This window comes from Pseudarthrobacter sp. N5 (genome assembly GCF_050157035.1).
GTDB lineage: Bacteria > Actinomycetota > Actinomycetes > Actinomycetales > Micrococcaceae > Arthrobacter.
Genome location: NZ_CP189593.1, coordinates 1,067,483 through 1,079,964, shown reverse-complemented (window position 1 = coordinate 1,079,964; position 12,482 = coordinate 1,067,483). Strand labels below are relative to the sequence as shown.

The window sequence follows — 12,482 nt, the reverse complement described above, 5'->3', positions numbered from 1 at the left end:
GAATCCGATTTTGTTCATCTGACAAATCCTCTGCATGGGTACGGCCTAGGGCCGGGGTAAATCGGTCGGAAATGGCAGGGCAGTGCCGGTGGCCCGCCGGGTGACGGGCCACTGGCATTCAGTCAGTTGCAGGACACTGCGCCGTACGCCGCATTCTTAGTCACAGTGACCGGTTGCCCGTTCACCGTGCCCTTGGCCTCGACTGCCACGGTGCCAGCCGGTATGGTCTTCGCGCGGGTGGCGAAGGCGTAGACGGCACTCGCACCGGGATTGACCTGGGCGAAGGACTTGATCCCGTAGACCGAGGTGAACTTCATCTGGACCGATGATGCTTCATTGTTGGTCGCCTGCACGTTCACCACTGCCTTGCCGGCAACGCACTTGGTGCTTGCTACCGCGGATACGTTCAGGGTCGGCGACGTCATGGGGGCCGGGACATAGTTGGCGATCATCAGCCAGCTGAGCTGGACGTCCGACCCCCTCGTTGGGCTGAGCGAGAACGTAATCTTCCCGTCGGTACCTACCGTGACGTTCTGGTAGGCAGCGGACTGGTATTCCCCACCGTAGGCGTGGTCGGCTTCCACCACGACGCCGTTGACGGTCACCTTGGCACCGCGGTTATTCCACTGTGCCCACGGGTCGTAGTAGCCGGCGTACACCGTGTAGGTTCCCGGTGCCAGGTCGCTGAAGCGGTAGGTCAGGTCGAGGCCCTGGGTGGCGTAGCGGAGCGTCGTGAAGATGTTGCCGTCGGCAGTGCCGGTAACGGCGCTGCCCTGGCTCTCGTAGCCCCACGTCTTGCCGGTTGCCGGGTCCGCGCCATACGCCTGGTCGGCCTTGCTGTTCAGGACAGCTCCGCCCTGTGCGGCAGCGGCCATCAGCGCGGTCCAGTCGGACGTTTGCTGACCGCCGGCGTTCACTGCGTAGCGGACGCCCGCAGGGACAACCGGGATGGTGCGGGTGAACGTGCGGCCGCCAAAGCCGGCAAGCGTGCCGGTGGCGGTAATGACTCCCGCCGTGTTGGTGTTGCCGGTGACCTGCCAGGTCACGGGCTGGGATGTGCTCTGCCCGTTCTGGGTGACCGTCACGGTGTTGACGCTGAACGCTTGGCCCACATTGAGGCTGGCGGGAACTCCAGTCACGTTCCATGCGGCGTTGCCGTTGAGGTCCTCAAGGTGCCATTCGGACGGGGAGAGGACGCTGATGGACTTGCCGCCTTCGCCCATCTGCATGGGCAGCCAGACCATGGGCGCGGTGGCCAGAGCCTGGTCAGACCCGCCGTTCCAGCGGTCACCCATGTAGATGAACTTACCGTTCGCGGCATCGACCGGAATGACGGAAGTAGGCTGTGAGTTGTTGGAGTTCCAGGCGACGTCGCTGGTGAACGGGTTCGGCATCTTGGTCCAGTCACCGAGGATGCTCGTTGCCGTGCCATACTCGGCCGGGTTCGCGGACCACCCGGTGGTTCCCGACGTGATGATGAAGTAGCGGCCCTGGTACTTGAAGATGGCCGGTGATTCACGGGAGTCGTTGACAAAGACGCGCCGGTAGTCGACACCCTCCACTGCGGTATCCGGCGAAGCGGACAGGTTCGTGTAGGCAGCGTTGAGTTTCGAAATGAACATTGTCTTGTTCTCTTCGCTGGAGTAGATGATGTACCCGGTGCCGTCGTTGTCCACGAAGAGATTCATGTCCCGGGCCATGCCCGGATTGTTCGGCGCGAAGTTGGTGGGATCGCCGGCAGCTGCCTTGTGGAGACGGTAGCTGTCGATGTAGCGGAACGGTCCAAAGGGTGAATCGGAAACCGCGACGCCGGCATTGGCCTTCGCGTATTGCGCGGTCGACGTCGCCGAGGGGCCGTCGGCGTGGACCCACATGACCCATTTGTTGGTGGCCGCGTTGTAGATGACCTTGGGCCGTTCGAGGATGGGCGGGGTTTCGCCGTTGACCGGCACGGTTCCGAGGTCACGGTACACGGCGGACTTCTGTGCAGCGGAGTAGCCGGAGTACAGGCCCTGGAAGTAGGGGTCGGTGGTGAACTGGTCAGCGGATGACATCGCCTTCAGGGCTACTCCCTCATCCTTCCAGTTGTAGAGGTCGTAGGAGCTGTAGCCATGCACACCCGGGGACGAGTGGTAACCGTTGGTGCGGTCCTCGCCGTACAGGTAGTAGATGGTGCGCCCGGTCGCGTCTTTCGAAGTGACCACTTGCCCGCCGTGCGCCTGGATCAGATTGCCTGAGGCGTCCCGCCAGTCCTGGCCGGGCCTGAAGCTGGTGTAACCGGTGCCTGCACTCGCGTTCCGCAGCGTGAACGCCTGGTTGGCCCCGCCGTTCGAGGTCCACAACCCGATCCAGGAGCCGGAAGCCGTGGACTGGTTTGAAACATCCAATACCTGTTCGCGTCCGGCGTTGAGGAGGCTGAACGAGGTCCCGTCCGTGGTGCTCAAGAGCCACTGGGCGGAGGTGTCCGTGGCGGCCTGGGCATCGGTGAGTGTACTCAGGACCGTGCCGTTGGCATCTGTTGCTAGGGCGCGTCCGTCAGCGAGCCTCAGGACGTAACGGTCACGGGTGGTACCGTCCTCATCGGCGATCCGGGTGGCCTTCCAGACCTGGGTGGGTGAGGCGACGGAGTCGCCCAGCACAGTCGCCGGGCTTCCGGCCGAAGCGGTCAGGGCCCTGCCGCTCTGGACGCCCACGAAGCTGTAGGACTGTCCGTCCTGCAGTGCGGGCGCATCGGCTGCGACGCCGGATGCCCCGTTGATCACGAAGGTGGTGACGGAGTTGGCGGGTACCGTCAGCGTTGCCGAGCGGGTAACGGCATCGATGGCGACGGCGGTGCCGCTCACCAGTGCGTTGGCGGTGGGGTTGCTGGCCGGTGACTCGGTGGTAACCACCGGGGTAACGGTGGCGCCGGCGCTGATGGTGCCAAACTTGGACAGGTCCAGCTTGACGGTGCGGGCCAGGTCGGATTCGTTGGTGTGCACCATGACGAGCCCGGAGCCGTCGCTCTTCACTGCGGAGGTGGTGCTGGCATCGCTGGTGGGAATGATCCGGTCGCCCGGTGCGATGTAGTGGGTGAAGTTACGGATGGTGTTGTACTTCGAATTGACCGCGGTGCGGCAGGAAGGATCGGCGGCACCATCTGCGATGCGGCGGGCCGAGTTGCCGGCGGCGTTGCAGTCGAAGTCGATGAAGACGGAGCCCCAGTTCTTCTTCTCGACGAGCTCCATGTTGTAGAGATCCTCGACAGGCTGCCACAGCACCCAGGATTCGGGGTCGAGCTCGCGAAGATCATCGGTGATACGGGCGGCCATGCCGAGGCCGTTCTTTATGCTGTTCGGATTCCACGTGTCACCGCCCCAGTTGCCTTCCACTTCGCTCATCGACAGCGGCTTGTGGGCAGCCTTGGCGACGTCGCGGACCTTCATGCGGTCTCCGGTGGAGTACGTGTGGACGTTGAGCTGGCTCACGGCCTGCTTCGCTTCCGGGGTCCAGCCGTTCCAGTCCTCCATGAATTTGCTGGGGTTGGTCTCATCCGGACCGGAGACTTTTGCGCCCGTGGTGGTTCCTGCTTTCGCCAGCTCGGCTGCCATGGCAGTCAGCACCTGGGACTGCAGGGCGGGGCTGGCGTGGGCGCCTTCCTGTCCTCCGCCGTTGGGCTGGCCGTTGCCGCCGATGGTGGTCTTCCAGTAGTCCGTGCCGGGCTCGTTGAGGGGGTTGATCGTATCGAAACGGATGCCCGCGGTCTGCTCAACGTGCTGGGCGGCGGTCTTGAGGTAGTTGGCGAACTTGCCGATTGCTTCGGGCTTGATCTGGTCTGCGCTCGGGTCCAGCCCGCCGCTGACGTAGCCGCTCTGCGTCATGAAGTAGGGGGGCGAGTTGCTGAATGCCTCCCACCTGGTCACTTTGTTCTTGATAGCAGCGATCCAGGCGCGCTGCGAAGCGTCGGCGTCGAGGTTGTAATCCGAGGCGTTGGCGCCGCTCCAGGCTGCGAGGAACCGGTCCCGGTCCGCGTAGCTGGTGCTGATCGGGCCGGCCTGGTCGGAGAGTCCGGAAGCCGGGTTCCACCAGCCGGGAACGGCTCCGCCGGGGCGGAGGTAGTTGGGGATGTCGGTGGCGTTGCCGCCGCCGATGTTGTAGCGGGCGATGTTGAGGTTCAGTCCGTCGACACCGAAGACCTTGTCAATCAGATCATTGCGGATAGCCTCCGGATACTGGCCGGTAGCATTGGCCATCCAGGCGAGGCTCGTGCCCCACCCCTTAAACGCAGGTCCCGCCTGCGCGGGGTTCGGGGTCAGGACGACGGGACTGTCCGCGGCGGATGCCGCGGTGGGTAACAAAGGAAGTGATGATAAGGCGAGTGATGCGGCGGCAATCACCGAAGCGAAGCGATAACGCGACGATGCGTTCGAGGTCGACAACATTGTCTAAATCCGATCCGTTCATGTTTACGCGAACATGGAGTATGTTTACCTAAACATACTGATGTCGAGGACGTTCGTCAAGGACTAAATTCGTGTCTGGGCCTCCAGCCCGAGGAACGCGAGTGGCCGTCTGACGTTCCGCCGCAGCAGTACAGTTTCGCGAGATCCGGCGGCAGTAACTGTGGCCTGTTCAACCAGGAGGTGTCCAGCATCTGGCTTCATTGGAACAGCTCGACGTTGATGTGCATCGCGGAATTGCATCTTGGTGGAACAACGACGTCCTAATCGTCCGGTTCTGAGACGACTCCGGACCCAACCGACGCATCGACTGTGGCCGTTGGGCGCCACGTTGGAGGGTCAGCCGATATAGAGCCACTGGAGCGCCGAACGTGGCCGGCCGAGGTCTGGATGAGACGTCATCTTCCGTTTTGAACAGAATTTGTTCTGTTTTGGGTATTGACGTTCCTATTTGGTCGATTATGATTGTACGATGTGTGATGAGCTTCACATGTAATCGACCTTCTTCAAAGGAGAAATAATGACAAGTCACGAAGACGCGCTGGCGTCCGCTCAAGGCGGATGGGACCGCCGCACCATCCTCAAGACGATGGGTGTCGGTGCCGCAGCCATCGCCGGACTTCCGCTGCTGGCCGCCTGCACAGGCAGCAGCGGGCCCTCCGGATCAGGTTCGGAATCCACCGGGCTGACGTTCGGCTCCGGGTCCTCCGATGCAGTCCCCAAGAAGGCCTACCAGGCGGTTACTGATGCCTTCGCCGCCAAGAGCGGCAAGAAAGTCTCCAGCAATGTCGTGCCGCACAACGACTTCCAAAACAACATCAACTCCTACCTCCAGGGCTCCCCGGATGACACCTTCACCTGGTTTGCCGGCTACCGGATGCAGTACTACGCAGGGAAGGGCCTGCTGGCCCCCATCGATGACGTCTGGGAGAAAATCGGCGGCAACTACTCCGATGCACTTAAGAAAGCCTCCACCGGCCCGGACGGCAAAATGTATTTCGTTCCGAACTACAACTACCCCTGGGGGTTCTTCTACCGGAAGAGCCTGTGGGCGGAGAAGGGCTACGCCGTCCCGGAAACCTTTGATGCGCTGAAGACGCTGGCGGCAAAAATGAAGGCGGACGGATCATCCCCATCGGCTTCGCCGACAAGGACGGCTGGCCGGCCATGGGCACCTTCGACTACATCAACATGCGCCTGAACGGCTACCAGTTCCACGTGGATCTTTGTGCGCACAAGGAATCCTGGGACCAGAAGAAGGTCAGCGACGTCTTCGACACCTGGTCCGCGCTGCTCCCCTTCCAGGACCCGGCAGCCCTGGGCCAGACCTGGCAGGACGCCGCCAAGGCCCTGGAAGCCAAGAAGACCGGCATGTACCTGCTCGGATCCTTCATGACCCAGCAGTTCACGGATGCCGCGGTCCTGGCCGACATTGATTTCTTCCCCTTCCCCGAGATCGCCATGGAAGGCAAGGACGCCGTCGAAGCACCCATTGACGGCCTGCTGCTCTCCAAGAAGGGCGGCGAAAACAAGGCCGCGCGCGACTTCCTGGCCTTCGTGGGTACCGCAGAAGCCCAGAACGCCTACGCCGCCGTCGATCCTTCCAACATCGCCACGGCAAAGGTGCTGACACCTCCAAGTTCAGCCCGTTGAACAAGAAATGCGCGGACACCATCGCCAACGCCAAGTCCATCAGCCAGTTCTTCGACCGCGACGCGCTGCCCGCCATGGCCAACAACGTGATGATCCCGGCACTTCAATCGTTCATTAAAGACGGCAAGATGGACGTCAAGAACCTCGAAGCCCAGGCCAAAACCCTCTACGCCGCCCAGTAAGCGAGGGAAAGTCACATGAGTTCCACAGCACAGGACCTGGTTCCGCCCGGATCACGGGCGGAACCGGGGAAACCCGCCAAACGCATCAGATCCGGCCGGGTCCGTAGGCTTTCACGAGGGGACAAGTTCGTTCTGGCGGCGATGGTGGGAATCCCCACCCTCATCCAGCTGGTGTTCGTCTGGCTGCCCACCTTGATGTCCATCGGGCTCAGTTTTACCCGCTGGAACGGCCTGGATCTGGGCAACATCCGCAGCGCCGGCCTGGATAACTACCGCTTCACCACCCAGGACTACCCGCCCTTCTGGCCCGCGATGGGTCACAACATGCTGTGGCTGGTCTTCCTCGCTCTGGTGGCCACGCCGATTGGCCTGCTGTTGGCGGTCCTGCTGGACCAGAACATCCGGGGCAGCAGAATCTACCAGAGCATCTTTTTTGGCCCCGTGATGCTCTCGCTGGCGCTCGTGGGCATCATCTGGCAGCTGTTCTACCAGCGGGACAACGGCCTGCTCAACTTCCTCCTGGGCACGGCAGGAACCCCGCAGGCCGTGGACTGGTTCGGGGATTCATCCGTCAATATCTGGGCGGCAATGGTTGCGGCCACCTGGCGGCACGCCGGTTACGTCATGCTGCTGTACCTGGCGGGCCTCAAGGGTGTGGACCCCACCCTCCGCGAGGCGGCGTCCATCGACGGCGCCAACGCCTACCAGACGTTCTTCCGGGTGGTATTCCCTGCCATGCGTCCGGTGAACATCGTCATTGTGGTGATCACCATCATCGAGTCCCTGCGCGCCTTCGACGTCGTCTACGTCATCAACCGCGGCACCAACGGCCTTGAACTCCTCAGCGCCCTGGTGATCCAGAACCTCGTGGGCGAAGGACAGGTGATCGGCGTCGGCTCCGCACTTGCAGTGGTCCTCCTGGTCATCTCCCTGGTCCCGATCGTCTTCTACCTCAGCCGCACCTTCGGCAAGGAGAGCAAAGCATGAGTACTACAGCCATCCGGGCTTCCGCCGGGACCTCCTCCGCCGGAATGGTGCGCACGGGCAGCAGGCCCAGGCGCCACTACGGCACCCACATCTTCCTGACGGTCATGGCCGTGATGTGGCTCATTCCGCTGGGCTGGTCCCTGTTCACGGCCCTGCGCCCCGTCGCGTCCACCAACAAGTACGGCTACTTCAGCTTCGGCGGCGATTTCAACTTCGACAACTTCGTCCAGGCCTGGACCCAGGGCGGCTTCGCCAGGTACTTCTGGAACTCGGTGATCATCACCGTCCCGGCGGTCCTGTTGACTCTCTTCTTTGCCTCCATGATGGCGTTCGCCGTCAGCCGGGTGAACTGGAAGTTCAACATCACCCTGCTGATCATGTTCACCGCAGGTAATCTGCTGCCGCCGCAGGTTCTGGCTGCTCCCCTGTTCGAAATGATGAAACATTTCGAAGTGCCCTACTCGATCAGTGATTCCGGCAACATGCTCAACACCTACATCGCCGTAATCACCGTGAACACGGCGTTCCAGATCGGCTTCTGCACCTTCGTGCTGTCCAACTACATGAAGGCGCTCTCGGCTGATCTGACCGAGGCGGCGCTGGTGGACGGTGCGGGAATCTGGCGCCAATACTGGGAAATCATCATGCCGCTCTGCCGGCCGGCCTTCGCCGCGCTGGGTACGCTGGAAGTCATCTTTATCTACAACGACTTCTTCTGGCCCCTGCTGTTCATCCAGAGCGGTGACCGACTGCCCATCACCACCGCCATCAAGAACCTGCAAGGCCAGTTCCTGAATGACTATAATCTGATGGCCGCCGGCGCCATCATCACCGTCATCCCCACACTGGTCATCTACCTGCTGCTCCAGCGGCAGTTTGTTGCCGGCCTCACCCTCGGCTCCAGCAAGGGATAAATGTGGACAGCAACAACATGGTCACGTCACCTCACGGCTGGGGGCTCCCGAAGTTCCGCCCCTGGCCTTCGGCGGGGATTACAACCCGGAACCGTGGCCGGAGGAAACCCGGGCCGAGGACGTCCGGCTAATGCGCGAAGCCAGCGTCAACCTGGTCAGTTTCGGCATATTCAGTGGTCCCTTCTGGAACCGACCGAGGGATCCTACGAATTCTGCCGGCAGAACCGGGTGCTGGATCTGCTGCATGACAACGGCATCCGGGTGGACCTGGCGAATGCCCCATACCGAGACGCAGACCAAGGTCTGGCGCGAGGTTGTCCACCTGGGAAAGACCCTGCGCAGGATCGCCTAAGTCTGCGGGTCCGTCGTCACGGGCGCATCAGGAACGGTGGACGTCACCATGCCGCCAGAGCACAGACGATCTCTCCGGCTACAGGCTGGTGGTGGCGCCCATGGAGTACCTGCTGACCGATTCCGGGGTCGCGAATCCGCACGCTCACGTGCGCTCCGGCGGGCATCTGGTGATCACGTACTTCCCCGGCAGCGTGGACGAAAATGACCACATCAGGCCGGGAAGCTTTCCCGGGGCATTCAGTGAACTCCTCGGCGTCCAGATGGAGGAGTTCTTTCCGCTGCGTGCCGGCGACGGACTGGAGCTGAGCAGGTTCGGTGACGCTTCCTTCTGGAGCGAACTGGGACAGCCGACGACGGCGGAAGTCCTCGCCGAAGTCGTCCGGGGCCCGGTGCTGGGAGTTCTCTGCGAAGATGCCGGGGTTGAACCCCTCCTCCGGAACCTTCCGGAGGATGTTGAAGTGGCTCGGCGGAGCAAAGACAGCACGGACTGGACGTTCTTCATCAACCACAGCTCCGAAGGCGTCCAGCTCCCTGTCTCTGGCCTCGAGCTCATCAGCGGTCAGGACCTGGGCGGGGCACCGGACCTGGGTGCTGGCGCAGTCGCCGTCGTCCGATCCCCCATCAACCCGTCGGTAACTTCCTAAGGACCCAGCATGCTCGCGCCCGCCCACCATTCCGCCATTCTTGCCGAAGTCCAGCGCGGGAGGACTGTGCGGGTCTCCGATCTGGCGCAGATACTGGGCGTTTCGCTCATGACGGTACGCCGGGACATCGATGTGCTGGACGACGCCGGGTTGGTGGAGAAAATCCACGGCGGCACCAAGCCCCCGGCGGCCTCAGCGCCCATGAGCCGGGATTTGAGGTGAAGTCCACCCAGCTGGAGGCGGAGAAGACTGCCATCGCCTGCGAGGCCGCGGATCACTGGGGTGACCAACTCGCTGCGGATTGCTGATGTCCTTCACGCCGGTAACACAGTCCACGGGGATCATCACCGGCGGGCAGCGCACACCGTCGGACGCTCTGGTGGGGCCGTTGGCGACGTCTTCCCTGAAGCAGCTTCTCGTCGACGTGCTCTTCCTGGGTGTCCACGGCGTCGATGCCGACGTAGGTTTCACCACCCCGAACCTGCTGGAGGCCGAAACGGACCGGGCCTTCGTCGCGGCTGCGAGCAAGGTCGTGGTCCCGGCGGACCACACCAAATGGAGCACTCTGGGCCTCAGCACCATCGCCAACCTTGAGGACGCCGACGAGCTCATCAGCGACGACCAGCTGGGTGTGGAGGCCCAGCGCATCCTCCGCGACCACGTCGGCCGGCAGCGCACTGCGAGAACGTCCGCCACGGCCGGCTGACCTGCGGCGGTGCATCTTCTCCCGTCCATTCCCTTTGACGACCTACCCTGGAGCCGACTTGAACGCCCTGCCCCCGAACATCCCCCGCCCGCTGCTGACGACGCCGGGAGGCGCGTCTAGTACGGGCGAGATCACGAAAAGGTCCTTTAAGCTCACCGACGGCCGGGACATCATCTACTTCGATGATGCCGACACCGTGCTCTCCCCGGAGCGTGCCCCTGATCTGCGCGAACCGGCAGCCCGGCCGCCGACGGCGACCATGCGGCAGGATGTGCTGACCGGCGAATGGATTTCTGTGGCCTCTGCCCGTCAGAACCGGATTGTCCTTCCCCCCTCGCACCTGGATCCCCTGGCGCCGGCCTCGGCGGAGAACCCCTCGGAGATACCCAGCCTCTATGATGTGGCCGTCTTCGAAAACAAGTCCCCCTCGTTCGGTCCTGCCCTGACGGGCCCCGGGTCACCCGAAGGACTTGATGATCTGTCCCGGATCGGCCTGGGACGAAACCGGCAATCAGTGGGCCGGTGCGAAGTCATGTGCTTCTCGCCCGAACGCACCGGATCGCTCGCCGGGGTATCGCTTTCCCGAATGAGGACAGTCGTGGAGGCCTGGGCGGACCGGACGGCGGCCCTGTCCGCGCTGCCCGGCGTCCAGCAAGTTTTCCCCTTCGAGAACCGCGGCGAGGCCATCGGGGTGACACTGCACCATCCACACGGGCAGATCTACGCCTATCCCTTCATCACGCCCCGCACGGCCCAGCTCATCCGCTCGATCCAAGGCTATGGGGGGTCGCTCTTCGAGGATGTCCTCAGCTTCGAGCAGAAGTCCGGGCGGGTGGTGCTTCGGGGCGAACACTGGACGGCCTTCGTTCCCTTCGCGGCGCGCTGGCCGCTGGAAGTCCATGTCCTGCCGCACCGGCAGGTTCCCGACCTGGCCGGCACCACCGCCGAGGAACGCGACGAGTTCTCGCATCTCTACCGCCGGCTTTTGCGGGGCGTGGACGCCCTGTACGCGACGCCGACCCCCTATATCACCGCCTGGCACCAGGCCCCCGTCCACGCCCACCGGAACGATATCCGGCTGATGCTCCAGCTGACCTCCCCACGCCGGGAGGAAACAAAGCTTAAATACCTTGCCGGCTCGGAGGCGGCGATGGGCGCGTTCATCGCGGACATCCCGCCGGAAACCGCAGCCGCCCGACTCCAGGAAGCCATTGAGCCATGACCGGACTTTTGCGCCAGGGAAGCCAGGCCTTCGGGTTCACCGCTTGAAGAGCGCCGAGTTTCCAGAATCCGGCGGCAGCTGGGACAGACGACGGAGTCGAAGGGTCCACTGCTGAATATCTTCCAAGCGAGGTACACCAAGTATGCGGCACCCACCACCTTGAGCCCGAATGACACGGCCGGCACGCTGTGAATCAGCGACCCACCTCCGGTGTTTGTCAGCGCCAGTAGTGCGAGGAACCCAAATCGATATGCCAAAGATCGCGGGTAATGCTGCACGGAATGGTCTACCCGCCGCCAGTGACGCTACCAAGACATTGTTAGGCCGGGTGACATCGACGCTGCGAACGCGATCGTCAGAAAGGCTCCCACAGAGGCAACAGTCAATGTATCTCCCGGGGTTCAGAATGGATAATTAGATTTGGCAGAGGACTTCTGATCATCGGATGTCAACAGTCCTCGGCCTTGATCCTCGATTGGACCGGTTCTTGGAATCCATCATTGCCCGACACTCTTAGACAACTCTCAAGGCCAGTTTCCCGCGCAATTGTCCCGGCCCCCGGGAGCGGGTCCGCTATGTTGAGCTCCCACCTGCCGCTAACATCCAGGCTCGACCACGGCGGCGGACCCGGGCTGCTACTCCGGGAAGAGCTCCGACGGCACGTCAGCCTCAGGTCCTGCTTTGCCTCCCATGGCGGCAACCAGCCGTTCCCGGGCGCGCCCGAGGTGTTCATCGAGAAGCAGGGCCGCAGCCTCGCCCTGGCCGGTTTCGATCAGTTCGAGAATCTTTTGGTGCTCCGCCTGGATCAGCGCGGTGTCCAGCAGGTGCAGCGACTGGATGCGGGACATGCAGAGCCGCACCTCCCCCACGAGGGAGCGATACATCTTGCTTATGCGTTCGTTGCCCACGGCGTCGATCAGGCTTGTGTGGAACCGCATGTCCGGCTCCACGACGTCGAGGGGCGCGCCTGTCTTCAACGCGGCGATGTCGTTGTTTGCCCGTATTGCCTCTGCGGGCACGTTCCGCGCGGACGCAAGCCGTCGGAGCACTTCGCTTTCCAGGTACGCCCGGGCCAGGTAGATATCCCGCACTGAGTCCGGGCCCAGCTCGGCAACCCGGGCGGTCTTGTGCACGCCCCTGGCCAGCAGGCCTTCCGCCACGAGTTTTTCTATTGATGCCTTCGCCGTGGGCCGGGCCACTTCATAGGTGGAGGCCACGTCAGTCTCCGTCAGCGCCTGGGAGGACTCCAGCTCGCCTGCGAAGATCCGGCTCCGCAGATCCGCGGAGATCGCTTCAACGATCGAAACTGCTGTAATACGGCTGGGCACCGGGGCTCCGTTCTCGGCAAAAGTTCATCCTGACTCTCTTCCCATATTGCCAG

At 62.9% G+C, this 12,482-nt stretch carries 7 protein-coding genes and 3 pseudogenes; 8 read left to right on the top strand and 2 right to left on the bottom strand.

All coding sequences use genetic code 11. The annotated features are described in order from the left end of the window. Window positions 1–122 precede the first annotated feature (122 nt). Window positions 123–4,232: a family 43 glycosylhydrolase gene (locus ACQCST_RS05395; protein ID WP_426998288.1), complete on the bottom strand. Its 4,110-nt coding sequence runs from the start codon at window positions 4,230–4,232 to the stop codon at window positions 123–125. Between the two features lie 727 nt (window positions 4,233–4,959). Between ACQCST_RS05395 and ACQCST_RS05390 the strand changes: the two are divergent. The 8 genes and pseudogenes from ACQCST_RS05390 (at window position 4,960) to galT (ending at window position 11,101) form a co-directional block, all read left to right on the top strand. Then, window positions 4,960–6,092: pseudogene (locus tag ACQCST_RS05390) on the top strand (ABC transporter substrate-binding protein). Continuing rightward, entirely contained in the window at window positions 6,089–6,274 is a 186-nt protein-coding gene (locus tag ACQCST_RS05385; RefSeq protein ID WP_426998287.1) for a hypothetical protein, read from the top strand. The pseudogene ACQCST_RS05390 and the gene ACQCST_RS05385 overlap by 4 nt, the downstream one beginning before the upstream one ends. Window positions 6,275–6,289: 15 nt before the next feature. After that, the gene (locus ACQCST_RS05380; protein WP_426996908.1) at window positions 6,290–7,261 is read left to right on the top strand and encodes a carbohydrate ABC transporter permease; all 972 of its coding nucleotides are present in this window, start codon (window positions 6,290–6,292) and stop codon (window positions 7,259–7,261) included. Then, window positions 7,258–8,175 (top strand): carbohydrate ABC transporter permease, encoded by a 918-nt coding sequence (locus ACQCST_RS05375; RefSeq protein ID WP_426996909.1) that lies wholly within the window; start codon window positions 7,258–7,260, stop codon window positions 8,173–8,175. The genes ACQCST_RS05380 and ACQCST_RS05375 overlap by 4 nt, the downstream gene beginning before the upstream one ends. 130 nt (window positions 8,176–8,305) lie before the next feature. After that, window positions 8,306–8,394: pseudogene (locus tag ACQCST_RS05370) on the top strand (beta-galactosidase); the annotation flags it as partial. 233 nt (window positions 8,395–8,627) lie between these two features. Beyond that, a complete protein-coding gene (locus tag ACQCST_RS05365) occupies window positions 8,628–9,173 on the top strand; it encodes a beta-galactosidase trimerization domain-containing protein (protein ID WP_426998286.1) in 546 nt (181 codons plus the stop codon). Window positions 9,174–9,182: 9 nt separating this feature from the next. After that, window positions 9,183–9,879 (top strand): annotated as a pseudogene (locus ACQCST_RS05360) (DeoR/GlpR family DNA-binding transcription regulator). A 79-nt stretch (window positions 9,880–9,958) separates the two neighbouring features. Continuing rightward, window positions 9,959–11,101, top strand: coding sequence for a galactose-1-phosphate uridylyltransferase (galT, locus tag ACQCST_RS05355; RefSeq protein WP_426999081.1), 1,143 nt, complete (start codon window positions 9,959–9,961; stop codon window positions 11,099–11,101). Between the two features lie 635 nt (window positions 11,102–11,736). Here galT and ACQCST_RS05350 read toward each other — a convergent pair. Continuing rightward, window positions 11,737–12,429 carry a GntR family transcriptional regulator gene (locus tag ACQCST_RS05350; RefSeq protein ID WP_426998285.1) on the bottom strand — a complete coding sequence of 231 codons (693 nt, stop codon included), beginning with the start codon at window positions 12,427–12,429 and terminating at the stop codon, window positions 11,737–11,739. Window positions 12,430–12,482 lie beyond the last annotated feature (53 nt).

Bases quoted from the DNA above. Each gene is read 5' to 3' on its own strand.
- ACQCST_RS05395 (WP_426998288.1), bottom strand. From the start codon at position 4,232: ATGGCCAATGCTACCGGCCAGTATCCGGAGGCTATCCGCAATGATCTG.
- ACQCST_RS05380 (WP_426996908.1), top strand. From the start codon at position 6,290: ATGAGTTCCACAGCACAGGACCTGGTTCCGCCCGGATCACGGGCGGAA.
- ACQCST_RS05375 (WP_426996909.1), top strand. From the start codon at position 7,258: ATGAGTACTACAGCCATCCGGGCTTCCGCCGGGACCTCCTCCGCCGGA.
- ACQCST_RS05365 (WP_426998286.1), top strand. From the start codon at position 8,628: ATGGAGTACCTGCTGACCGATTCCGGGGTCGCGAATCCGCACGCTCAC.